Origin of the sequence: Streptomyces sp. NBC_00306, from assembly GCF_036169555.1 — a bacterium.
In the GTDB taxonomy this organism is placed as follows: domain Bacteria; phylum Actinomycetota; class Actinomycetes; order Streptomycetales; family Streptomycetaceae; genus Streptomyces; species Streptomyces achmelvichensis.
Genome location: NZ_CP108032.1, coordinates 5867382 through 5890698 on the forward strand (window position 1 = coordinate 5867382; position 23317 = coordinate 5890698).

The window sequence follows — 23317 nt, forward strand, 5'->3', positions numbered from 1 at the left end:
GTGCGTAGCGGGGTGAGGTCAGGAGGGGCAGACCTCGAGGCCGGGGGCGGGATCCGCGCCGACGTTGACGTTGCCGCCCCAGGCCCACACGAAGTAGTACGTATGGCCGGGGAAGTGGACAGTGACCTGGTACCAGACGTCCGTGGTGTAACCGCCGGCCGTGACGCGCTCACCGCGCGCGTAGCACTTCGCCACTCCCGAGGCTCCCTCCGGCCCGCTGGTGTTGAGGATTCTGTACGACGTACCGGGCCCGGTCCTGATGTTGCTGTTCGGTTGCAGGATCGGAGACGCCTGGACGGTGCTGGGAGCCGGCGCGGAGGTGCTGGGGGCTGCCTGGGAGGTACCGGCCCCGCCGAACAGAGTGAGGGCGGTACCCACCGCGAGACCGGCGGCGGTGAGACGGGCACGGCGCTTGAACATGGTGACTCCTTGGTATGCGTGTGGGCTCTGTCCGTGAGACCGGATGCGGCGCCACGCCATATGACGGACCCGGGCAAGAAGTTGCCCCCGGTACCGCCGTGAACGGCGGTACCGGGGGCACGTGTTGCTCACCGCACAGAGGCGGGCGCAGATCAGATGTACTCGCAGTCGATGGTCGGGTCGCTCGGCGAGTCCACCGGGGCGCCGGGCACCGGGCCGTTGTTGCTGCCTCCGCTGACGTACACGGCGGAGATCCAGCCAAGGGTCCTGCCGGGTGTGATGACCTGCACCCAGTAGGTGTTGGTGTAGCGCCCGTCGGTCACCCGGCCCTTCTCGCCGTTGTCGACCTGGCAGTACGCCTGGACCCGCACATTGGTGAGCCGTTCCGTCGTGGCGAGGTCGCACGACGTGCTCTGGCAGCTGCGCACCCGCACGTCGCTGCCCCACACGTGGACCGACCCCGACGGCGGGTGGGCCGCGGCAGGCTGAGCCCCCAGCAGGAACGCCGTCGGGATGACCGCGGCCACTCCCGCCGCGCGCAGCCCGCGGCGGGCGATGGTGCTGCCGCGCCGGTCCGTGCTCTTGCGTGACCACATCATGGTGAACCCCTCGTCAGGTCAGAACCGGGCTCGTCGCTCGCGGCCCGGTGGCATCCGCTTCCGCCTCACAGACGGGACTCGGTGCCCCGGCGTATGACCGTCCCGGCAGCAAATGTTTCTTTGCCCCGTCCTCATACGGCGCGGCGTGTGCGCCCGTCCCCCCGGTGGTGCGGACAACGCACCTGACCGACCACGAACCCGTGACGGGCACGCGTCCGAACGGTCCGAAGGGGACGACATGGTGAACAAATCAGCAAGGCGCGGCGCCCGACTGGGCGGCGCGGCGGCGGTGTTGTGCGCACTCGCCATGACGGTGGGCGCCGCGCCCGCCCAGGCGACTGCCGAACAGCGTGCCGCGGGGCCGGTCTTCACCACCTGGGCGACGGATGTGAACATCCGCAAGGACTCGGCCCCGGGCTTCCGCTGCCCCGAGTTCCCCTCGCCCGGCAACTGCCCGCGGGTGATCGGTCAGGCGCAGCCGGGCGACCAGCTCGAAGTGACCTGCCAGACGCGGGGCGAGACGGTCGGCACCAACCCGAACTGGGTCTTCGTGGAGAACCGGACCCGGGGCTTCGACGGGTGGATGGCGAGCTACTGGATCTCGCACCCGGACAACTGGCTGCCCGGGGTCCCGCAGTGCTACGGGCCGTGACACGTCTGGTCCCGCGGTGCTACGGGCCGTGACACGTCTTGTCCCGCGGTGCTACGGGCCGTGACACATCACGTTCCGCGGTGCTACGGGCCGTGACACGTCGGTACGACGCGGGCCGGCTCCGCCGCTCGGCCTGCGCTGCCCGTGATCTCGCGCAGGGACCGCCCACGACCGGCCGAGCGACCCCGCCCGCGGCGGCGCTCCCCACCTCGCGAACACTCCTTCCCCCGATTCCGCCCTCATGCCGGCATCGGCTTCACCTCTCGGAGGTACCACCACCATGGCTCGTCATCTCGGATCCGGACTCGTCCGCGCTCTGCCACGCCGCTCACGACGTACCGGGGACACGAGAGCCCCGGGATCGCGTACGGCCCGCCGCGCCACCTGGGCCGGGCTGCTGTCGGTGGGCCTGGCGGCGCTGATGTCCACCACCTCGGCGGCGTCCGCCGCGCCGCCCGAGAAGCCGGCGCCCCGCGCGGCCCAGGTCGATGTGCCCGCGGGGGTCACCGCCGGCGTCGCGGTCTTCGACCGGCAGACGGGCACCTTCACCGAGCAGGTGAACAGCGCTGCCCAGTTCCGGTCGGCGTCCGTGGTGAAGCTGCTCATCGCGCTCGACCTGCTCTGGAACCGCCAGCCCGGCGACCTCTCGGCGACCGACCGGGCCCGTGTCGACGCGATGCTGCGGAGCAGCGACGACAACGCGGCCAGCACCTTCTGGGCGAACAACGGCGGCGGCGCCATCATCGACCGGATGGTGCCGCGCCTCGGCCTCACCGACACCGCCCGGCCCCCGGCGAGCCACCCCGGATTCTGGGGCTACACGGCTCTGTCGGCCCGCGACACCGTGAAGATCTACCGCTATCTGCTGGAGTCCGCCCCGGCGTCCGTACGCGACTACATGATGGGCAACCTGCGCCAGTCGACGCGCTGCGCCACCGACGGCTACGACCAGCACTTCGGCATCGCCGGGGCCTTCAACCGGCCCTGGGCCGTGAAGCAGGGCTGGTCGGGCTTCAGCTCGGGCGGCTGCACGGCACCCGCGGGCGCGGCGGCGAAGGCACCGGCCGGCGCCGGCAAGCAGACGGCCGCGGCGGCGACCGCCGTCCGGTCGGCCGCCGGGATCAACGCCGTGGACCTGTCCCGCCCGGCGCTGCACACGACGGGCGTCGTCGGCTCCGGTGACCGTTCCATCGTGGCCGCGTACACCCTGCACCCGAGCGGCACCGCGTACGGCAAGGCCTACACGGACCTGGGCCGGCTGACCCGGTCACTGAACGTGCCCGGCGCCTCCCGCCCGGCGGGCACCTGGATCGGCACCTGGGGCAGCGGCGTCCGCCTCCGCACCCAGGCGACCACCGCGGCGTCGCCGCTCACCACGCTCCCGGCCGGGGTGGAAGTCCTCGTCGGCTGCCAGAAGCGCGGCCAGCAGGTCAGCGTGCCGCCCTACCTGAACGACTGGTGGGCGTACCTGCCGCAGTACGGCGGCTACATGACCAACATCTACCTGAGCTCGCCGGACAACCAGGTCCCGGGAGTGCCTGTCTGCTGAGCGGACGGTCGGCTCACCGGAGAGAAGGCCAGGTCGTACGGGGGTGCGATCTGGCCTTCTCGCGTGTCCGCGGGGCTCGCGTGCCTGTCGGGCCCGGTGCGCCTCCCGGCGCCCCGCCCGCTTCAGCTCAGGCGAGCGGTGACGTACGCCGTGGCGGTGGCCGTTCGTCCCGATCCACGCGGGCGGCCGCAGCCCGACCTCGTCGTGGTGCCGAAGGGTCCGTGCCGTCCCGCCCGACATCCGGGCGACCTCCGCGATAGGCCAGGCCATCATCGCCCGTCTCCCTCGCCGGACTCATCGGGCCGTTCTCTCGGCCCTGGTCAGGCGTGCCGTCCTCCACCGCGGGCGACCAGTCCGGCCACGGCAACCCGTCTGCGACACTGGTACCACCATGCCCAAGCCCGGAGAACTCACTTTCGTCGCGCCCCGCGGAGCCAAGAAGCCCCCGCGGCACCTCGCCGACCTCACGCCCGCCGAGCGCAAGGACGCCGTCGCCGCGATCGGCGAGAAGCCCTTCCGCGCCAAGCAGCTCTCGCAGCACTACTTCGCGCGGTTCGCCCATGAACCCGCCCAGTGGACCGACATCCCGGCCGCCGCGCGCGAGAAGCTCGCCTCCGAGCTGCTGCCCGACCTGATGTCCGTCGTGCGGCACATTTCCTGCGACGACGACACCACCCGTAAGACCCTGTGGCGTCTGCACGACGGGACGCTCGTCGAGTCCGTGCTGATGCGCTACCCGGACCGCGTCACCATGTGCATCTCGTCGCAGGCCGGCTGCGGGATGAACTGTCCCTTCTGCGCCACCGGGCAGGCCGGGCTCGACCGCAATCTGTCGACCGCCGAGATCGTCCACCAGATCGTCGACGGCATGCGTGCCCTGCGCGACGGCGAGGTGCCCGGGGGTCCCGCGCGGCTGTCGAACATCGTCTTCATGGGGATGGGCGAGCCGCTCGCGAACTACAAGCGCGTCGTCGGCGCCGTACGGCGGCTCACCGACCCCGAGCCGGACGGGCTCGGGCTGTCGCAGCGCGGGATCACCGTGTCGACCGTCGGTCTGGTGCCCGCGATGCTGCGCTTCGCCGACGAGGGCTTCAAGTGCCGTCTCGCCGTCTCCCTGCACGCCCCGGACGACGAACTGCGTGACACCCTCGTCCCGGTCAACACGCGCTGGAAGGTGCGTGAGGTGCTGGACGCCGCCTGGGAGTACGCCGAGAAGTCGGGCCGTCGCATCTCCATCGAGTACGCGCTGATCCGCGACATCAACGACCAGGCGTGGCGCGGTGATCTGCTGGGCCGGATGCTCAAGGGCAAGCGGGTCCATGTGAACCTGATTCCGCTCAATCCGACGCCCGGGTCCAAGTGGACCGCCTCCCGTCCCGAGGACGAGAAGGCGTTCGTCGAGGCGATCGCCGCCCATGGTGTTCCGGTGACCGTCCGTGACACCCGTGGGCAGGAGATCGACGGAGCCTGTGGACAGCTCGCTGCCTCCGAGCGGTGACCTTGTAGGCTGGGCTCGAACATTTTCATATTCCGACAGGGGAGCGCCACAGCGCTGAGAGTGCGGCACCGTCAGGCCGCAGACCCTCTGAACCTTGCCCAGGTCATTCTGGGTAGGAAGTTCGGTCGTTACTCAAGCTGTTGCGCCCTGCCCGGATCTCTTCGGAGACCGGGCAGGGCCGCGTCTCTTCCTGGTCACCCCCAGGAGGAATTCAGTGAGCACCACCAGGAAGATCACGGTCACCGCGGTGGCCGCGGCGATAGGCGTGAGTACCCTCGCGGCCTGCGGCGGAGAGTCCGAGGACTCCTCGTCCGGCGCCACGAAGTCCAAGACCGTGACCCTCGTCAGTCACGACTCCTTCGCCGCGTCCGACGCCGTGCTGAAGGAGTTCACCCGGCAGACCGGCTACACGGTCAAGGTGCTCAAGAGCGGTGACGCGGGTGCCGCGCTCAACAAGGAGATCCTGACCAAGGGCTCCCCGCAGGGCGACGTCTTCTTCGGCGTCGACAACACCCTGCTCTCCCGTGCGCTCGACAACTCTCTCTTCACGCCGTACGAGGCCAAGGGCCTCGGCCAGGTGCGCGACGAGGTGCAGCTCGACAAGGACAAGCACCGTGTCACGCCGGTCGACACCGGCGACATCTGCGTCAACTACGACAAGAAGTACTTCGCGGACAAGAAGCTGGCGCCGCCGCAGTCGTTCGACGACCTGATCAAGCCCGCGTACAAGAACCTGCTCGTGACCGAGAACGCGGCGACGTCCTCGCCCGGCCTCGGCTTCCTGCTCGGCAGCGTCGGGAAGTACGGGGACGCGGGCTGGCAGGACTACTGGAAGAAGCTCAAGGCCAACGGCGTGAAGGTCGTCGACGGCTGGGAGCAGGCGTACAACGAGGAGTTCTCCGGCTCGGCCGGCGGCAAGAAGGCCAAGGCGGACCGGCCCCTCGTCGTCTCGTACGCCTCCAGCCCGCCGGTCGAGGTGCTGTTCGCGAAGCCGCAGCCGAAGGAGGCGCCCACGGGTGTCGCCACGGGGACCTGCTTCCGTCAGATCGAGTTCGCCGGACTGCTCGACGGCGCGAAGAACGAGGAGGGCGGCAAGGCGCTGCTGGACTTCCTGGTCTCCCGGCAGTTCCAGGAGGACATGCCGCTGAACATGTTCGTCAACCCGGTGGTCGAGGGGGCGAAGCTGCCCGCACTGTTCACCACGTTCGGCGCGGTCGTCGACAAGCCGGAGACCGTCGCCCCCGACAAGATCGCCGAGAACCGTGAGCAGTGGGTTCAGTCGTGGTCCTCACTCGTAGTGAAGTAACGAAGCCCGACCGCGGGGCAACGGACCGCGGGCCGAGGGCCCGCGGGACCGCGCTGCGCGGGAGCGCGACGCGGCTCGGCCTGATGGCCGTGCCCGTCGCGTTCTTCGCGCTCTTCTTCGCCTACCCCGTCGTCGCCATCGTCGGACGCGGCCTGGAGATCGAGGGTGTCTGGCAGTTCGGGCGGATCGGTGAGGTGCTCGGCCGCGCCGACATGCAGCGCGTGCTCTGGTTCACCACCTGGCAGGCGCTGGCGTCCACCGCGCTCACGCTGCTGATCGCGCTGCCCGGCGCGTATGTCTTCGCGCGGTTCGACTTCCCCGGCAAGGGGGCGCTGCGAGCGGCGGTCACGGTGCCGTTCGTGCTGCCGACCGTCGTCGTCGGCACCGCGTTCCTCGCGCTGCTCGGTCGCGGCGGGCTCCTCGACGAACTGTGGGGCATCCGGCTGGACACCACCGTGTGGGCCATCCTCCTCGCGCACGTCTTCTTCAACTACGCCGTCGTCGTACGCACGGTGGGCGGGCTGTGGGCACAGCTCGACCCGCGGCAGGAGGAGGCCGCGCGGGTACTGGGCGCCGGACGCTTCGCCGCCTGGCGACGCGTCACGCTGCCCGCGCTCGCGCCCGCCCTGGCGGCGGCGGCCCTGATGGTCTTCCTCTTCACCTTCACCTCCTTCGGTGTCGTCCAGATCCTCGGCGGACCGTCGTACTCCACCCTGGAGGTGGAGATCTACCGGCAGACCGCCCAGCTGCTGGACCTGTCGACGGCTGCCGTGCTGACCCTCGTCCAGTTCGCCGCGGTCGGCATCGTGCTCGCCGTGCATGCGTGGACGGTCCGGCGGCGGGAGGCCGCACTGCGGCTCGTGGACCCGGCACGGACCGCGCGCCGCCCGCGCGGCGCGGGCCAGTGGGCCCTGCTCGGCGGGGTGCTGGCCACCATCGTGCTGCTCCTGCTCGTCCCGCTCGGCGTCCTCGTCGAGCGCTCGCTCGACGGACCCGGAGGCTACGGCTTCGGCTACTACAGGGCCCTCGGCTCCCTCGACGCGTCCGGCGGCACCTTCCTCGTGCCGCCCGTCGAGGCCGTGTGGAACTCCCTGGAGTACGCGCTCGTCGCGACCGGCATCGCCGTGACCGTCGGCGGCCTCGCCGCGGCCGCGCTCACCCGACGGGCGGGCCGGCTGGTCCGCGGGTTCGACGCCCTGCTGATGCTGCCCCTCGGGGTCTCGGCCGTGACCGTGGGCTTCGGCTTCCTGATCACGCTCGACGAACCGCCGCTGGACCTGCGGGCGTCGTGGATCCTGGTGCCGCTCGCGCAGGCCCTGGTCGGTGTCCCCTTCGTCGTACGGATCATGCTGCCCGTCCTGCGGGCCGTGGACGGACGGCTGCGCGAGGCCGCCGCCGTGCTCGGCGCGTCCCCGCTGCGGGTGTGGCGCGAGGTCGATCTTCCGCTGGTGCGCCGGGCGTTGCTGATCGCCGCGGGCTTCGCCTTCGCCGTGTCCCTCGGCGAGTTCGGCGCGACCGTCTTCATCGCGCGGCCGGACAACCCGACGCTGCCGGTGGCCGTGGCCCGGCTTCTCGGCCGGCCGGGTGAGCTCAACTACGGTCAGGCGATGGCCCTGAGCACGATTTTGATGGTGGTGTGCGCGTCCGCGCTGCTGCTGCTGGAGAGGATGCGCCCCCGGACGTCGTCCCGGGGTGCGCCCACCGACCGATCCGCCGGGGAGTTCTGATGGCCTTGCTGCGACTCGAGGACGTGACCGTACGGTTCGGGACCCATACGGCGCTCGACGCCGTGGACCTGGAGGTCACCGAGCACGAGATCGTGTGCGTACTGGGTCCCAGCGGCAGCGGCAAGTCCACACTGCTGCGGATCGTCGCCGGGTTGCAGAGCGCGGACTCGGGGCGGGTGCTGCTCTCCGGTGCGGACCAGGCGGGAGTTCCGGTGCACCGGCGCGGGGTCGGCCTGATGTTCCAGGACCACCAGCTCTTCCCGCAGCGTGACGTCGGCGGCAATGTCACCTTCGGGCTGCGGATGCACGGCGTCGCGCGAGCCGAACAGGAGCGCCGCGTCGCGGAGTTGCTGGAGATGGTCGGGCTGCCCGGTGCGCAGGGCCGCGAGATCGCCTCGCTCTCGGGCGGTGAGCAGCAGCGGGTCGCGCTCGCCCGTGCCCTCGCGCCCGAGCCGCGGCTGCTGATGCTCGACGAACCGCTCGGCCAGCTGGACCGCGGTCTGCGCGAGCGCCTGGTCGTCGAACTCCGCGGGCTGTTCGGCCGGTTGGGCACCACCGTTCTCGCGGTCACCCACGACCAGGGCGAGGCCTTCGCGCTCGCCGACCGGGTCGTGGTCATGCGGGAGGGCCGGATCGCGCAGGCGGGCACACCGCTGGACGTCTGGCAGCGGCCGGCCGACGCGTTCGTGGCCCGCTTCCTCGGCTTCGACAACGTGGTGGCGGCGACGGTCAGCGGCGCGGCCGCGGACACGCCGTGGGGCAAGATCCCGGTCCCCGACGGTTCGCGTCAGGGCGAGGGCCGGCTGCTGGTACGGCCCACGGGCGTACGCCTCACGGACGCCGGCGACGGAATGCGCTGCACGGTCGTGAGCCGTTCCTTCCGCGGGAACCACGTCGCCCTGCGGCTTCGGCCGGCCGACGGCCCGCCGCTGGAGGCCGAGTGCGCACCGGCCGACGCACCGCACGAGGGTGCCGACGTGGATGTGGTCTTCGCCGTCGAGGACGTCGTCGTGCTGGGCTGACCCGCCGGGCGGCGGCGGCCGCAGCAGGACGGCGAGCCATGGCGGCAACGCGGCGTGATCGCCCCGGCGCTCCTCGGTGATCACCTGCCGGCGCTCGACCTCTCAGATGTGTCGTAAACGTCTAAAATGACCATGTAGCCTCCCGGGCGCGGGGTCTGGGACCGCCGAGCACGAGGGGTGTGACGCCGGTATGAGGACCACCCGAGCCGATTCCGACGCCTCGGACCCCGCGCGCCCCCCGAGAGTCACTTCGGGGGCGTCGCGTACTGTCCGGCGCACTGCCCTGGTGGGCGCGTGCGCGGCCGTACTGGTCGCGGGTGGTGTCCTGCCCTCGGGGACGGGTTTCACGGCGGCCGCCGACGCCTCGGCCGCATCCGCGGCAGCGAGCGCCCACGCCCCCACTCCCGCGGCGCTCAAGACCATCGATCCGGCCGCGCTCCAGTCCGCCGTGGAGAGCGCGGCGAAGAAGCTCATGATCCCCGGCTCCGTGGTCCTGCTCCGCACCCCGCAGGGAACGTTCAGCGCGACCACCGGCACCACCGAACTGGGCAAGGCCGACAAGCCCACGACGAGCGACCACTTCCGGATCGCCTCCAACACCAAGACCCTGACCTCGGCGCTGATCAACCTGCTTGCCCAGGACGGCAAACTCCGGATGACCGACCCGGTGTCCGACTATGTTGCGGGAGTGCCCAACGGCGGGAACATCACCATCGCCGAGCTGCTGAAGATGCGCAGCGGGCTCTACAACTACACGAACGCTCCCGAACTCGCTGCGTCCCTGGACGCCGAACCCCAAAAGGCCCGCACGCCGCAGCAGATGCTCGACATCGCGTTCCGGCGCCCGCCCAACTTCGCACCGAACGCGTCCTACGAGTACAGCAACACCAACTACGCGCTGCTGGGCCTCGTCGCGGAGAAGGTGGGCGGCCGCCCGCTGGCCGAGCAGTTCCGGACCCGGCTGCTCGCACCGCTCGGGCTGGCGGGGACCTCGCTGCCCGGCACCAGCGACGTGAACCTCCCGGCCCCGTACTCGCACGGCTACATGTACGGCGGTACGTCCTACGCGCTGGTCGACAAGCCCTACCCCGCCGACCTTCAGGCCGCAGCCAGGTCCGGGAAGCTCAAGCCGGTGGACTACACCCACCAGAACCCCTCGTACGCCACGGCCGCCGGCGGCGCCATCTCCACCGCGGAGGACATGGCCACCTGGATCCGGTCCCTGGTGACGGGCAAGGTCCTCGACCCCGCCGCCCAGAAGCAGTGGCTCAACAGCCTCCAGGCGGAGGACCCGGCCGCGTCCGACGGGCAGAAGTACGGGTACGGCATCACCTATCAGCGCTTCGGTCCACGCGCGGCGATGTACTACCACGGCGGCGAACTGCCCGGCTTCAACTCCTTCATCGGCCACGACCCGGAGAACGACGTCACGCTGGTCATCTGGGCGAACCTGACCCTGTCGCCCGACGGGAAGACCACGGCCAACTCCCTGCTCCCCTCGGTCCTCAACCAGGTCTACGCCGGCCTCTCCCTGCCCACCGTGTAGCGGTCAGGGCTGCTTCACCGCACCGGCCCGCTGTGGGCCAGCCGGTCCGGTTCCACCGCTTGTTCCGGGTCCTCGGGCAGTTGCTCCGGTTCCTGCCCGGTCGCCCCGTGCGCCTCGGGAGCGCCGAACCAGGCCACCGCCACCGCACCGGCCACCGCCAGCAGGAAGCCCGTCATGGCCACCCAGGCGAAGCCGGGCCGCGAGGTGTCGCCCAGCCACAGGACGCCGATCATGCCGGGCAGCACGGTCTCACCGACCACCAGTGCCGCCGTCGCGCCGTTCACCGAGCCGATCTGCAGGGCGACCGTGTGCAGATACATGCCGCCGATGCCGGCGACGAGGATCGCGTAGAGCGCGGGGTCCGTGAGCAGTGCGCCCAGGTCGAAGGGGTCGATGCCGTTCAGGATGCGTACGCCGACCCCGAGCGCGCCGAAGCCGAGGCCCGACAGCAGACCCGCGAGGATCGCGGCGCGCGCTCCGAGGAGCCGTACGGCCACGGTGCCACCGACCATGAGCAGCACCGAGATCGCCAGCAGCCACCAGTGCGTGGCGATGGGGGTGTGACCGCTGCCTTCCGGGCCCGCCGCCGTGGCGAGCAGCACCAGGGCCGAACAGACGACGGCGATCGACGTCCACTCGGCGCGGTTCAGCCGGATGCCGAGCAGCTTCACGCTGAGCACGGCCGTGATCACCAGGTTGGCGCTGATGACCGTCTGCGAGAGGAACAGCGGAAGCATCCGGGCGGCCAGGGCGCCGAGCCCGAAGCCCACGAAGTCCAGGATGGTGCCGACGATGAACTCCCAGGTCATCGCGGCTTTCGCGGTGGACGACAGATTCGGGCCGCCGTGCTGCGTGACACCGGCCGCGGCCGCCTCGCGCCGTGCGGACTTGCGGGAACCGACGGCTTGCAGCACCGACCCCGTGCCGTAACAGATCGAGGCCGCGACAGCGGTCAGAAGGCCGATCAGCACCAAGGGCTCCATTCACGTGGGTCGGTCCAGCTCTCCGGCTGGACTGCCAGACGTGATTTCGGCGGATGGCGTTGCTTTTCGGTGCCTTGTGCTTCGAGACCTTCGAGGCGTTCGCGGACCCCCGGGAGCGCTGTCGCGGACCCCCGGGGAGTGCTCGCGGCTTACGGGCGGCCGCCGCCGAGCCGTGCCAGTGCGGCCGGTGCCTCCTCCACGGATTCGACGAGCGCGATACGGGACTCCATCGAGCGGCCCGCCGCGAGGGCCTGGAGCAGTGGCCAGGCCGGCAGTTTCTCCGTCCAGTGCGCCTTGTTCACGAGGACCATCGGCGTCGGTTCGCCGCGGGACTCGTAGTAGTTGGGCGTCGCGTTGTCGAATATCTCCTGGAGCGTGCCCGCGGCGCCCGGCAGGAAGATCACGCCCGCGTTGGAGCGGGCCAGGAGGCCGTCCTCACGGGTGGCGTTGGCGAAGTACTTGGCGATGTGTCCGGCGAAGGCGTTCGGCGGCTCATGACCGTAGAACCAGGTCGGGATGCCGACGGAGTCCCCGCCGTCCGGCCAGCGGTCGCGGATGTCGAGGGCGGCGGCCGCCCAGTCCGAGACCGACGGCACGAACGAGGGTGTCTTGGCGAGGAGTTCGAGCGCCTCGGGCAACATCTCGTCCCGGTGCGGGGCGGCGTACGCACCGAGGTTGGCGGCCTCCATGGCGCCCGGACCGCCGCCGGTGGCGACCGTGAATCCGGAGCGGGTGAGCGTTCGGCCGAGGCGCGCGGCGCCCTCGTACGCGGCGGTGCCGCGGGCCATCGCGTGACCGCCCATCACCCCCACCACACGGGCGCCCACGAGGTGTTCGTCCAGGGCGTCCGAGACCGCGTCGTCGTGTACCGCACGGAGCATCGACGCGAAGATGTCGCGGTCGGCCTTGGTCTCCCCGAACCAGGCGTACGCGCGGGCGTCGGGTGTGGCCTCGTAGCCGCCCCGGGCGAGCTCCGCGAAGAGTTCGTCCGCGGTGTAGAGCAGCCCGCGGTACGGGTCGAAGGGGAGATGGGGCACGGGCGGGAAGACGAGCGCGCCCTCGGCGCGGACCTTCACGGCCGCGTCGGGCTGCATCGGGCAGCCGAGGAACACGGCGCCGGTGCAGTCGAGAGAGAGGAGCGGGAACGTGCGGTCCGTCAGATCGACGGACTGGACGCGGTAGCCGGCGAGTGAGCCGTGGCCGACGACATCGTCGAACTCCTCGATGGTCTCGATCTCGCGGTCGTTGCTGTGCCCGCTGCAGTCGGGCCCTGATCCGTGCGCCATGCGGCCACGATAGGGGGGTCGGGCCGGGACGGCGGCCCCACCCCCTGTCCGGTCCCACCCCCTGTCCGGTCCCACCCCCTGTCCGGCCCCACCCCCTGTCCGGCGCCGGCGGCCGCCGGCGAACCCCGGCGGCCTGCTCGGCTCAGCCCGAGAGCGGGATCGCCGCCAGCGTCGCCACGGTCCAGGTCAGGGGACCGAAGACCAACAGCAGGGCCGCCAGGCGCAGTCCGGCCGCCGCACGGAGCATGGCCGCGGGGGTGCCGAGCTTGCGGAGGTTCGCGGTGGTGACCGCGCGGGCGTGGCGGGAGTCGGCCACCGAGGTCAAAAGGGTCGCCGTCGTGCACGCGATGACCAGCGCGGCGCCCAGGCCGGTCAGCGGGCCGAAGGGACGTGGGCCCGTCCCGTAGAGCATCGAGGCCGTGATCACCGCCGACGCGACCGCGGACACCACCCCCAGCGGACGGCCGATGCCACGGGCCTCGTCCATCAGCGTCCGTCCGGCGAGCAGCCGGATCGCGCCGGGCCGCAGGGTCTGCAGGAGCCGGCCGCAGAAGTGGGTGATGGCCGGACCCGCGAGGGCGAGGCCGAGGGCGGTGAGCGTCCAGCCGGCGAGGACGCCGACCGGGTTCGACTCGAAGGAACCGGCGAGCGGGAAGGACGAACCGGGGCTGGTCCGGGCCGTGTACGTCTCGATGGCCAGTCCTGCCGTGGTCAGCGCGCAGCCCCAGGGCAGGCCCCCCGGCGTGCCCTTGGGCTCCTCGACGGGCTCCGGGTCGAGGCCCGTCGGCGTCCGCCGGGGACGCAGGGTCAGAGCCGTCGCGGCCGTCGCGCTCAGCGGCGCGATCGCCAGCAGCATCAGCATGGCCGCCAGGGGCAGCGGCCGGTCGGCGGCCAGCAGCTCGGAGGCGGCCCCGTCGAACGGCAGCCCGGTCAGGTCGCCCCGCAGATGCAGGAAGAACAGCAGCGCGACCATGCTGCCGAGGGCGCCGGACATGGCCGTGGAGACGGCGGCGAGCGCCGCAAGACGGCCGGGTCCGAGGCCGATCGCGGAGAGGCCGGGCCGCGGCCGGGTGCTCGGATCCGCGCGGGCCACGGCCACGGCGAAGTGCACCGTCGCGGCGAGCGGGATCAGACACCAGGTGAGGCGGGCGACGGAAGCGGCCGAGCCGGGGTGCGCGAGCGCGTACGACAGCGTGCACAGCAGCAGGAAACCCACCCCCGCCGAGGCCGCGGCCACCAGCAGCCGGCGCAGCAGGGCCAGGGGGTGGGAGCCGCGGGCTAGACGGAGAGCGAGCACTCGGCCCGGCCTTCCGCCTCGGCCGTGAGGGAGTTGACGCGACGGCCGTCCAGGAGCGAGATGGAACGGTCCGCGAGCGCCGCCACCTCCGTGTCGTGCGTCGCGAGCACCACGGTGATCCGGTGCGAGCGCGCCGCCGCCGTGATCGTACGGAGCACCTGGGCCCGCTCGGCCCGGTGCAGGGTGGCCGTCGGCTCGTCCGCGAACAGCACGGACGGCTCGCTGACGAGTGCCCGGGCGGTGGCGATCCGCTGGCGTTGTGCCTGGTCCAGGGCGCGCGGGCGCTTACGGGCGCACGCGCCGATGTCGAGGCGCTCCAGCCATTCCGTCGCGGCCTTCTTGGCCTTGCGGTGGGAGGTGCCGCGCAGCAGCAGCGGCAGCGCGGCGTTCTCCCACGCCGTCAGCTCGGGCACGAGGGTCGGCTCCGGGTCGATCCAGCCGAACCGCTCACGGCGCAGCCGCTCCCGCTGGAGCGGGGGCAGCGTGTGCACGGGGGAGCTGTTGAACCACACCTCGCCCTCGTGCGGGACGAGTTGGCCCGACAGACACTGCAGCAGTGTCGTCTTCCCGCTGCCGCGCGGGCCGCTCACGGCGAGGATCTCGCCTTCCCGCACCCCCAGCGAGACACCGGCCAGCGCGGGGGAGCCGCTGTGCGCGTGGTGAAGGGAGCGTGCCCAGATCACATCGTTGTCCGGCGGGGCCACCATGGTGTCACCTCGGTTCTGATCAGATTTGTCCTCCCCCGTACGGGGGAACGACGTCAGGGCCGATCGGTCACTCGCACGCTAGGTATTCGGATGCGGGGTCCGGGGAAACACACGGCCCGGGTGCCCCCATCTCACTCGGATGGGCGCACCCGGGCCGTGTCGGCGCCGGGGAGGCGGGGAGGACTAGAGCTTCGTCCAGGCCTCCGTGAGGACGGACCGGAGGATGCCCTCGATCTCGTCGAAGGTCTCCTGGTTGGAGATCAGCGGCGGCGCCAGCTGGACGACCGGGTCGCCGCGGTCGTCGGCGCGGCAGTACAGGCCGTTGTCGTAGAGCGCCTTCGAGAGGAAGCCGTAGAGCACGCGCTCGGTCTCCTCGTCGGTGAAGGTCTCCTTGGTGGCCTTGTCCTTCACCAGCTCGATGCCGTAGAAGAAGCCGTTGCCGCGGACGTCGCCGACGATCGGCAGGTCGTGCAGCTTCTTCAGGGTGTCGAAGAAGGCGCCCTCGTTGTCCAGGACGTGCTGGTTGAGGCCTTCCTTCTCGAAGATGTCGAGGTTGGCCAGGCCCACCGCCGCGGAGACCGGGTGGCCGCCGAAGGTGTAGCCGTGCAGGAAGGTGTTGTCGCCCTGGTAGAACGGCTCGGCCAGGCGGTCGGAGATGATGCAGGCGCCGATCGGGGAGTAGCCCGAGGTCATGCCCTTGGCGCAGGTGATCATGTCCGGTACGTAGCCGAACTTGTCGCAGGCGAACATCGTGCCGAGGCGGCCGAAGGCACAGATGACCTCGTCGGACACGAGCAGTACGTCGTACTGGTCGCAGATCTCACGGACCCGCTGGAAGTACCCGGGCGGCGGCGGGAAGCAGCCGCCGGCGTTCTGGACCGGCTCCAGGAAGACGGCGGCGACCGTCTCCGGGCCCTCGAAGAGGATCTGCTGCTCGATCTGGTCGGCGGCCCAGCGGCCGAAGGCCTCGGGGTCGTCGCCGTGGATCGGGGCGCGGTAGATGTTGGTGTTCGGCACCTTGTGCGCACCGGGGACCAGCGGCTCGAAGGGAGCCTTCAGCGCGGGCAGACCGGTGATGGAGAGCGCGCCCTGCGGGGTGCCGTGGTAGGCGACCGCACGCGAGATGACCTTGTACTTGGTGGGCTTGCCCTGCAGCTTGAAGTACTGCTTGGCCAGCTTCCACGCGGTCTCCACGGCCTCGCCGCCACCGGTGGTGAAGAAGACCTTGTTCAGGTCGCCCGGAGCGTGCTGGGCCAGGCGCTCGGCGAGCTCGACGGCCTTCGGGTGGGCGTAGGACCACACCGGGAAGAAGGCGAGCTCCTGAGCCTGCTTGTAGGCGGTCTCGGCGAGCTCGTGACGGCCGTGGCCGGCGTTGACGACGAACAGGCCGGACAGGCCGTCGAGGTAGCGCTTGCCCTTGTCGTCGTAGATGTAGGTGCCCTCACCGCGCACGATGGTGGGCACGGGTGCGTTCTCGTACGACGACATACGTGTGAAGTGCATCCACAGGTGGTCGTACGCGGTCTTGGAGAGGTCCTTGCTCACGGCTATCGGGTTCCCCACATGTAGGTCTGCTTCTTGAGCTTGAGGTAGACGAAGCTCTCGGTGGACCGCACGCCGGGGAGCGCACGAATCCGTTTGTTGATCACTTCGAGAAGGTGGTCGTCGTCCTCGCAGACGATCTCCACCATGAGGTCGAACGAGCCCGCGGTCATGACCACGTACTCGCACTCGGCCATGGCCGTCAGCGCTTCGGCTATCTCGTCGAGGTCGCCCTCGACGCGGATGCCGACCATCGCCTGGCGTCGCAGACCCACGGTGAGCGGGTCGGTGACGGCGACGATCTGCATCACGCCCTGGTCGAGCAGCTTCTGGACGCGCTGGCGCACGGCCGCCTCGGACAGGCCCACGGCCTTGCCGATCGCGGCGTACGGACGACGCCCGTCCTCCTGGAGCTGCTCGATGATCGCGAGGGAGACGGCGTCGATCGTCGGGGACGATCCGTTCGTCTTCCTGGATTCTGCGCTTCGACTGGCCACGGGGTCACTGTGCACCGGGACTCGTCTGTCTCGCAAGCCCTGAGCGATGATATTCGTCGTTGAAGGGCTTGGATATCACCGAATCCGAAGATGGGGAGGGTCGGGGCTGTTGAAAGCGTCGGCCGTGCGATTAGGGTGGGTTGTCTCACCCATCGGAATCTGACAGGAGGGGTGGCAACAGTGACCACCGAGCTGCGTCGTCTGCGCAACTACATCAACGGGGAGTTCCGGGACGCCGCCGACGGGCGGACGATCGATGTCATCAACCCGGTCACCGGCGAGGTGTACGCCACGTCGCCGCTCTCCGGGCAGTCGGATGTGGACGCGGCGATGGACGCTGCCGCGGCGGCCTTCCCGGCCTGGCGCGACGCCACGCCCGCCGAGCGCCAGAAGGCGCTTCTGAAGATCGCGGACGCGTTCGAGGAGCGGGCCGAGGACCTCATCGCGGCCGAGTCGGAGAACACGGGCAAGCCGCTGGAGCTGACCCGTACCGAAGAGATCCCGCCGATGGTGGACCAGATCCGCTTCTTCGCGGGCGCCGCGCGCATGCTCGAGGGCCGCTCGGCCGGCGAGTACATGGAGGGCCTCACCTCCATCGTCCGCCGCGAGCCGGTCGGCGTCTGCGCGCAGGTCGCGCCGTGGAACTACCCGATGATGATGGCGGTGTGGAAGTTCGCTCCGGCGCTCGCGGCGGGCAACACCGTCGTGCTGAAGCCGTCGGACACCACCCCCGCCTCCACGGTGCTGATCGCCGAGATCATCGGCTCGATCGTGCCCAAGGGCGTCTTCAACGTCATCTGCGGTGACCGGGACACCGGCCGCACGATGGTCGAGCACCCGACGCCGGCGATGGCGTCGATCACCGGTTCCGTACGCGCGGGCATCCAGGTCGCGGCCTCCGCGGCCAAGGACGTCAAGCGGGTCCACCTGGAGCTGGGCGGCAAGGCGCCGGTCGTCGTCTTCGAGGACACCGACATCGCCAAGGCCGTCGAGGACATCTCGGTGGCGGGCTACTTCAACGCCGGCCAGGACTGTACGGCCGCGACCCGTGTGCTCGTGCAGGAGTCCATCCACGACGAGTTCGTGGCGGCGCTGGCGAAGGCGGCGTCGGAGACGAAGACGGGCGCTCCGGACGACGAGGACGTGCTCTACGGCCCGCTGAACAACTCCAACCAGCTCGCCCAGGTCACCGGCTTCATCGACCGGCTCCCGGCGCACGCGAAGGTGGAGGCGGGCGGCCACCGGGTCGGTGACAAGGGCTACTTCTACGCTCCCACCGTCGTCTCCGGCCTGAAGCAGGACGACGAGATCATCCAGAACGAGGTCTTCGGCCCGGTCATCACCGTGCAGTCCTTCACGGACGAGGCGCAGGCCCTGGAGTGGGCGAACGGCGTCGAGTTCGCGCTGGCCTCGTCGGTGTGGACGAAGGATCACGGCCGCGCGATGCGGATGTCGAAGTCGCTGGACTTCGGCTGCGTGTGGATCAACACCCACATCCCGCTCGTGGCGGAGATGCCGCACGGCGGCTTCAAGAAGTCGGGCTACGGCAAGGACCTGTCGGCGTACGGGTTCGACGACTACACCCGCGTCAAGCACGTGATGACGTCGCTGGACGTCTGACCGGCGTCACCCGCCGGCCACTCGGCAGCCCCCGCGCCCCGTCCGGGCGCGGGGGCTGCCGCATGTCCGGAGCTACGAGGAGCTACGTCAGGGGGGTCCGGTGCAGCGCGATGAGCAGCCGCCAGGCCTGGCCGGCCATCTCCGCGGGGTCCGCCTCGATCGCGCCGTGGAGCCAGTCGGCGAGCAGGCCGGCGAAGGTGGCCGCCACGGCCGTGGCGATCAGATCCGGGCGGGGAGCGCCGGCCAGTTCGCGTTCGCGGCGGCTGCGGGCGCGCAGCTCCGTGTGGAGCAGATCGCCGAGCGGGCCGCTGCCGCCCTCGCGCAGGAGCGGGCGGTAGAGGTGCGCGCGGGCGGACAGACCGGTGAAGAAGTCCGTCAGCGGCGGGGGCGGGGCCGCCGGGTCGGGGACGCCGCGCCAGGCGTGCAGGGCTTCCACCGCCTCCCGTACGACCTCGGCGCAGGCGTCGACCGCCAGCGCCTGAAGGTCCGCGTAGTGCAGATAGAACGTGGCGCGGCCGAGCCCCGCCCTGCGGACGACCGCGGCCACGCTGACCTCGTCGAGCGCACGGTCCGCGCACTCGTCGAGCAGCGCCGCCCGCAGCCGGGCCCGGGTGCGTTCCGCCCTGGGGTCGTTCATCTGGCCACCAGGACCGCTGCCAGGGCGAGCGCTCCCGGCAGCGCCTGCGCAAGGAGGATGCGGCGGTTCGCGGTGAAGCCGCCGTACAGCCCGGCGACCACCACGCACGCGGTGAAGAAGACCTGCACCCGGTAGCCGGTGGGGTCCGAGGCGATCAGGCCCCAGACGAGGCCCGCCGCGAGAAAGCCGTTGTAGAGGCCCTGGTTGGCGGCGAGGGGAGCGGTGGCGCGGGCCATCTCGGTGTCGAAGCCGGAGAGTTGACGGCCGGGTCTCCGCTCCCAGAGGAACATCTCCAGAACCAGGATGTAGAGGTGCAGCGCGGCCACCAGGCCGACCAGGACATGGGCCGTTGCGTTCATGACCGGCTCTTTCTGTTGCGCGGACAGGTTTCATGGACAGGTGTCCATGAAGTATAGACACCTGTCCATGATCGACAGGGTGTCCCCTCCTGCCCCCAGGTGTCGACGCACCGTCCATTGCCGCCCGCATGCGCCGGCCGCCATCCTGCGGACGTGCCCGCGATCCGGATGAACCCCATGTCACGGCGGACCCTGCTGCGCGCCGTCGGCGCGGGTGCCGCTCTCGCCGGCCCCGCCGTGCTCGCCGGATGCGGGGTGCCCGCGGCCTACGTCGAGCCCGGCGACCGTGCCGCGCGCGACGACTCGGCCCACGACCGCAGTCTCGACTTCGCCAACTGGCCCCTCTACATCGACACCGACGACGAGAACACCTCCGAGCGCCCCACGCTCGACGCCTTCACCGAACGCACCGGGATCTCCGTCACCTACACCGAGGAGATCAACGACAACGACGAGTTCTTCGGAAAGATCAGCCCGGCCCTGATGAACCATCAGGAGACCGGCCGCGATCTGATCGTCGTCAGCGACTGGATGGCCGCCCGCTTCGTACGCCTCGGCTGGGTGCAGGAGATGGACCGGACGAAGCAGCCCAACGTCACCCGGTACCTGGACCCGCAACTGCGCTCGCCGGCCTTCGACAAGGGGCGTCTGCACAGCGTCCCCTGGCAGTCGGGAATCACCGGCATCGCCTACAACCGCAGGAAGCTCGGCCGTGAACTGCGGCGTACGAGCGACCTGTGGGCGGACGATCTGCGCGGCCGGGTCACGCTGCTGTCCGGGCTCGACGAATCCTTCGCCCTGCTGATGCAGGCCGACGGCGTCGACATCACCCGGTGGACGGCGGACGACTTCCACGCCGTCTGCGACCGGCTGGAGAAGCTGGTGAAGCGCCGGCACATCAGGCGCTTCACGGGCAACGACTACATCAAGGACCTCGACACCGGTGACGTCGTCGCCTGCCAGGCGTACTCCGGCGATGTCATCCAGCTCCAGGCGGACAACCCCGACATCGAGTTCGTCGTGCCCGAGGAGGGCGGCGAACTGTGGGCGGAGAGTCTGATGATCCCCAACCTCGCCCGCCACAAGCGCAATGCGGAGGCACTCGTCGACCACTACTACCGGCCGGAGGTCGCCGCCGAACTCGCGAGCTGGGTCAACTACGTCTGCCCGGTGCCGGCCGCACGCGATGTGCTCGCCTCGTCCAAGGACGAGGAGACGGCCGCGCTCGCGGAGGACCCGCTGATCTTCCCCGACGACGTGATGCGCAGACGGCTCGCGATAGCCCGGGACATTGCCTCGGAGGAGCGCGCGGAGTTCGCCCGGCGATGGAACTCCCTCGTCGGGCTGTAGCGGGCTTCTCCGGAGCGGGTGCGTGAGTCCTCGGGCGTGACCCGGCGCGTGAAGAAGACGCCGGTCAGGGGAAGTTCGCCGTCGAGGTCAGGGCTTGCGGGCCACCGCGCCGAACTGCGCCACCTGAGGGAAGCGGCTCTCCCGCGCCACGTCGTGCCGCCAGCGGGAGCACGAGACGATGCCGGGCTCCAGCACCTCCAGGCCCTCCAGGAACGAGGCGAACTCCGCGCCGCTGCGGGCGGTGATCGGGGGAGTGGCGTTCTCGTTCCAGAAGCGCATGGCGTCCTCGTTGCCCTCTCCGCCCAGTTCGAGGGTGGGATGGGTGAGGACGAGGTAGCTGCCGGAGGGCACGGCGTCCATCAGCGTGCGCACGATGGAGCGCGCCTCGTCGGTGTCCATCACGAAGTTCAGGATGCCGAGCATCATCACGGCCACCGGCTTGTGCAGGTCCAGTGTCGGCTCGACGGCCCGCACGATCCCGGCCGCGTCGTGGGCGTCCGCGTCCAGGTACTCCGTCGTACCGCCGGTGGAGCTGGTGAGCAGGGCGCGGGCGTGCGCCAGGACGATCGGGTCGTTGTCGACGTAGACGATCCGCGCGTCGGGGGCGATGCGCTGGGCGACCTCATGGGTGTTGTCGACGGTCGGCAGCCCGGTGCCGATGTCCAGGAACTGCCGTACGCCCGCCTCGCCGGCCAGGAACTCCACCGCACGGCCCAGGAACGCCCGGTCGGCACGGGCCACTTCGCCGATGCTCGGGTACAGACCGGTGACGTGGTCACCCACCGCGCGGTCGACCGGGTAGTTGTCCTTACCGCCCAGCCAGTGGTTCCAGACCCTGGCGTTGTGCGCTACGTCGGTACGGATCCTGTCGGTCACTTCTGCTCCTCCGCCGGGTGAGTGGGTCCATCATGCCGGAACGATCAAGAAGGCGGACCGGTAAGGGAGTTGTCCCGGACAACGGATGCCAGCGTGTCCACCCGGTTGGTGGTGACGGCGTCCACGCCGGCCCGGATCAGCCGGCGCATGGTGCGCCGGGTGTCGGCCGTCCAGGCGGAGATCAGCATGCCGTCCTTGTGCACACGCTCCGCGAGCTCCTGACCGACCAGCCCGAAGCGGTAGTTGAGGAACCGCGGACGTACGGCGTCGATGAGGACCGGCCGCGGCGGGGCCAGCGAGGTCCACGTCAGGGCGATCTCGGCCGCCGGGTCCTCGTTCCGTACCGCGAGCATGGCGACGGGGCCCGCGCAGTAGTACACGCGCTCGGCCGCGCCGCAATCGCGGACCAGGCCGACCACCGCGCGTACCGACTCCTCGGTGGCGCCGGGAAGGTCGATCATCAGGCGGTGCGCGCCGACGTCGAGCAGCGCGTCCCGCAGCGTCGGCACACCACCCCGCGTCAGCTCCTCGACCTGGGCACGGGTCAGCTTCGACAGCGGCCGGTCGTGCCCCCACAGGCGCTTCAGTGTCGCGTCGTGCAGCAGCACGGGCACACCGTCGCGGGTCAGTCGTACGTCGATCTCGACCGCGTCCGCGCCCCGGGTGACGGCCGAGCGGAGCGAGGGCAGGGTGTTCTCCCGCACGCGGTAGGGATCGCCGCGATGGCCGACGACACCGACGATGCGCGCGGGACCGTTCTCCACGGGGGTCAACGCGCGAGCCATGCCGCGGTGTACGTGTCGATCTCCTCGGCGATGCGCGCCTTGCCCGCCGGGTCGAGGAACGAGGCCTCCACGGCGTTCTTCGCGAGCGCGGCGAGACCGCGCTCGTCGAGGCCGAGCAGCCGGCCCGCCACTCCGTACTCGTTGTTGAGGTCGGTGCCGAACATCGGCGGGTCGTCGCTGTTGACGGTCACCAGCACGCCGGCCGCGACCATCTCCTTGATGGGGTGGTCGTCGAGAACGGTGACGGCCCGGGTCGCGATGTTGGACGTCGGGCAGACCTCCAACGGGATCCGGTGCTCGGCGAGATGGGCGAGCAGCGCCGGGTCCTGGACGGAGCTGGTGCCGTGCCCGATCCGCTCGGCCCGCAGATCGTTCAGCGCGTCCCAGACGGTCTGCGGTCCGGTCGTCTCGCCGGCGTGCGGCACGGAGTGCAGTCCGGCGGCGATGGCGCGGTCGAAGTACGGCTTGAACTGCGGGCGCGGCACACCGATCTCCGGTCCGCCCAGACCGAAGGCGACCAGGCCCTCGGGGTGCAGGTCCACCGCGAGCCGGGTGGTCTCCTCCGCCGCCTCCAGGCCCGCCTCACCGGGAATGTCGAAGCACCAGCGCAGCACCACGCCGAGTTCGGCCTCGGCGGCCGTGCGGGCGTCCTCGATCGCGGCCATGAAGGCCTTCTCGTCGATACCGCGGCGGGTCGAACTGAACGGCGTGACGGTCAGCTCGGCGTAGCGGATGTTCTGGCGGGCCATGTCCCGGGCGATCTCGAAGGTGAGCAGCCGGACGTCCTCGGGGGTGCGGATCAGATCCACGACCGAGAGATAGACCTCGATGAAGTGGGCGAAGTCCGTGAAGGTGAAGTAGTCGGCGATCGCCTCGGGGTCGGTCGGCACCTTGGAGTCCGGGTGCCGGGCGGCGAGTTCGGCGACGATGCGCGGTGAGGCCGACCCGACATGGTGAACATGCAGTTCCGCTTTGGGGAGCCCGGCGATGAAGGGGTGCAGATCGGTCATCGGGGTCCTCCGTGTGCTGTGCGGTCGCTGGTGTCAGGGATCATCGTAG

At 70.7% G+C, this 23317-nt stretch carries 22 protein-coding genes and 1 pseudogene; 9 read left to right on the plus strand and 14 right to left on the minus strand.

Annotation, left to right across the window (positions count from 1 at the left end; translation table 11 throughout):
• Positions 1 to 18: 18 nt before the first annotated feature.
• Positions 19 to 420 (minus strand): SH3 domain-containing protein, encoded by a 402-nt coding sequence (locus tag OHA05_RS26320; RefSeq protein WP_313943821.1) that lies wholly within the window; start codon positions 418 to 420, stop codon positions 19 to 21.
• Positions 421 to 572: 152 nt separating this feature from the next.
• Positions 573 to 1019, minus strand: coding sequence for a hypothetical protein (locus OHA05_RS26325; protein ID WP_328861867.1), 447 nt, complete (start codon positions 1017 to 1019; stop codon positions 573 to 575).
• 238 nt (positions 1020 to 1257) lie between these two features.
• On the opposite strand from OHA05_RS26325, the gene OHA05_RS26330 reads away from it, so the two are divergent.
• Positions 1258 to 1671: an SH3 domain-containing protein gene (locus tag OHA05_RS26330; RefSeq protein WP_313943819.1), complete on the plus strand. Its 414-nt coding sequence runs from the start codon at positions 1258 to 1260 to the stop codon at positions 1669 to 1671.
• Positions 1672 to 2092: 421 nt separating this feature from the next.
• Positions 2093 to 3220 (plus strand): hypothetical protein, encoded by a 1128-nt coding sequence (locus OHA05_RS26335; protein ID WP_328863462.1) that lies wholly within the window; start codon positions 2093 to 2095, stop codon positions 3218 to 3220.
• Between the two features lie 152 nt (positions 3221 to 3372).
• Here OHA05_RS26335 and OHA05_RS26340 read toward each other — a convergent pair.
• Positions 3373 to 3490 (minus strand): annotated as a pseudogene (locus OHA05_RS26340) (MerR family DNA-binding transcriptional regulator); the annotation flags it as partial.
• 121 nt (positions 3491 to 3611) lie between these two features.
• On the opposite strand from OHA05_RS26340, the gene rlmN reads away from it, so the two are divergent.
• From rlmN to OHA05_RS26365, 5 genes are all read left to right on the plus strand, one after another.
• The gene (gene rlmN, locus OHA05_RS26345; protein ID WP_313943818.1) at positions 3612 to 4718 is read left to right on the plus strand and encodes a 23S rRNA (adenine(2503)-C(2))-methyltransferase RlmN; all 1107 of its coding nucleotides are present in this window, start codon (positions 3612 to 3614) and stop codon (positions 4716 to 4718) included.
• Between the two features lie 214 nt (positions 4719 to 4932).
• Positions 4933 to 6024 carry a thiamine ABC transporter substrate-binding protein gene (locus OHA05_RS26350; RefSeq protein WP_328861868.1) on the plus strand — a complete coding sequence of 364 codons (1092 nt, stop codon included), beginning with the start codon at positions 4933 to 4935 and terminating at the stop codon, positions 6022 to 6024.
• A gap of 83 nt (positions 6025 to 6107) precedes the next feature.
• Positions 6108 to 7751, plus strand: coding sequence for an ABC transporter permease (locus tag OHA05_RS26355; protein WP_328861869.1), 1644 nt, complete (start codon positions 6108 to 6110; stop codon positions 7749 to 7751).
• The gene (locus OHA05_RS26360; RefSeq protein ID WP_328861870.1) at positions 7751 to 8773 is read left to right on the plus strand and encodes an ABC transporter ATP-binding protein; all 1023 of its coding nucleotides are present in this window, start codon (positions 7751 to 7753) and stop codon (positions 8771 to 8773) included. The genes OHA05_RS26355 and OHA05_RS26360 overlap by 1 nt, the downstream gene beginning before the upstream one ends.
• 286 nt (positions 8774 to 9059) lie before the next feature.
• Positions 9060 to 10319 carry a serine hydrolase domain-containing protein gene (locus OHA05_RS26365; protein ID WP_328861871.1) on the plus strand — a complete coding sequence of 420 codons (1260 nt, stop codon included), beginning with the start codon at positions 9060 to 9062 and terminating at the stop codon, positions 10317 to 10319.
• A 14-nt stretch (positions 10320 to 10333) separates the two neighbouring features.
• On the opposite strand, the gene OHA05_RS26370 is transcribed toward OHA05_RS26365, so the two are convergent.
• From OHA05_RS26370 to OHA05_RS26395, 6 genes are all read right to left on the minus strand, one after another.
• A complete protein-coding gene (locus tag OHA05_RS26370; RefSeq protein ID WP_328861872.1) occupies positions 10334 to 11290 on the minus strand; it encodes a hypothetical protein in 957 nt (318 codons plus the stop codon).
• 161 nt (positions 11291 to 11451) lie between these two features.
• Complete coding sequence (locus OHA05_RS26375) at positions 11452 to 12588, minus strand: LOG family protein (protein ID WP_328861873.1); 1137 nt, start codon at positions 12586 to 12588, stop codon at positions 11452 to 11454.
• 142 nt (positions 12589 to 12730) lie between these two features.
• Entirely contained in the window at positions 12731 to 13885 is a 1155-nt protein-coding gene (locus tag OHA05_RS26380) for a hypothetical protein (protein WP_328861874.1), read from the minus strand.
• Positions 13867 to 14592, minus strand: coding sequence for an ABC transporter ATP-binding protein (locus OHA05_RS26385; RefSeq protein WP_313943811.1), 726 nt, complete (start codon positions 14590 to 14592; stop codon positions 13867 to 13869). Before OHA05_RS26385 ends, OHA05_RS26380 begins: the two co-directional genes overlap by 19 nt.
• Positions 14593 to 14775: 183 nt before the next feature.
• On the minus strand, positions 14776 to 16155 hold the full coding sequence (locus tag OHA05_RS26390) for an aspartate aminotransferase family protein (protein ID WP_313943810.1): 1380 nt from the start codon (positions 16153 to 16155) through the stop codon (positions 14776 to 14778).
• Positions 16140 to 16646: an Lrp/AsnC family transcriptional regulator gene (locus tag OHA05_RS26395; protein ID WP_313943809.1), complete on the minus strand. Its 507-nt coding sequence runs from the start codon at positions 16644 to 16646 to the stop codon at positions 16140 to 16142. The genes OHA05_RS26390 and OHA05_RS26395 overlap by 16 nt, the downstream gene beginning before the upstream one ends.
• 165 nt (positions 16647 to 16811) lie before the next feature.
• On the opposite strand from OHA05_RS26395, the gene OHA05_RS26400 reads away from it, so the two are divergent.
• Positions 16812 to 18251 carry a gamma-aminobutyraldehyde dehydrogenase gene (locus OHA05_RS26400; RefSeq protein ID WP_328863463.1) on the plus strand — a complete coding sequence of 480 codons (1440 nt, stop codon included), beginning with the start codon at positions 16812 to 16814 and terminating at the stop codon, positions 18249 to 18251.
• Positions 18252 to 18333: 82 nt separating this feature from the next.
• On the opposite strand, the gene OHA05_RS26405 is transcribed toward OHA05_RS26400, so the two are convergent.
• A complete protein-coding gene (locus OHA05_RS26405; protein WP_313943807.1) occupies positions 18334 to 18888 on the minus strand; it encodes a TetR/AcrR family transcriptional regulator in 555 nt (184 codons plus the stop codon).
• The gene (locus OHA05_RS26410) at positions 18885 to 19247 is read right to left on the minus strand and encodes a DUF1304 domain-containing protein (protein WP_328861875.1); all 363 of its coding nucleotides are present in this window, start codon (positions 19245 to 19247) and stop codon (positions 18885 to 18887) included. Before OHA05_RS26410 ends, OHA05_RS26405 begins: the two co-directional genes overlap by 4 nt.
• Before the next feature lie 177 nt (positions 19248 to 19424).
• Here OHA05_RS26410 and OHA05_RS26415 point away from each other — a divergent pair, with 177 nt between their 5' ends.
• Positions 19425 to 20597, plus strand: a complete 1173-nt coding sequence (locus OHA05_RS26415) for an ABC transporter substrate-binding protein (protein WP_313948845.1) — start codon at positions 19425 to 19427, stop codon at positions 20595 to 20597.
• A gap of 87 nt (positions 20598 to 20684) precedes the next feature.
• Here OHA05_RS26415 and OHA05_RS26420 read toward each other — a convergent pair whose 3' ends face one another.
• From OHA05_RS26420 to OHA05_RS26430, 3 genes are read right to left on the minus strand one after another with little or no spacing between them, the layout of a single operon-like run.
• The gene (locus tag OHA05_RS26420) at positions 20685 to 21473 is read right to left on the minus strand and encodes an SAM-dependent methyltransferase (RefSeq protein WP_328861876.1); all 789 of its coding nucleotides are present in this window, start codon (positions 21471 to 21473) and stop codon (positions 20685 to 20687) included.
• A gap of 44 nt (positions 21474 to 21517) precedes the next feature.
• Positions 21518 to 22258 (minus strand): glycerophosphodiester phosphodiesterase, encoded by a 741-nt coding sequence (locus OHA05_RS26425; RefSeq protein ID WP_313943804.1) that lies wholly within the window; start codon positions 22256 to 22258, stop codon positions 21518 to 21520.
• Positions 22243 to 23268, minus strand: a complete 1026-nt coding sequence (locus OHA05_RS26430; RefSeq protein ID WP_313943803.1) for an adenosine deaminase — start codon at positions 23266 to 23268, stop codon at positions 22243 to 22245. The genes OHA05_RS26425 and OHA05_RS26430 overlap by 16 nt, the downstream gene beginning before the upstream one ends.
• Positions 23269 to 23317: the final 49 nt, after the last annotated feature.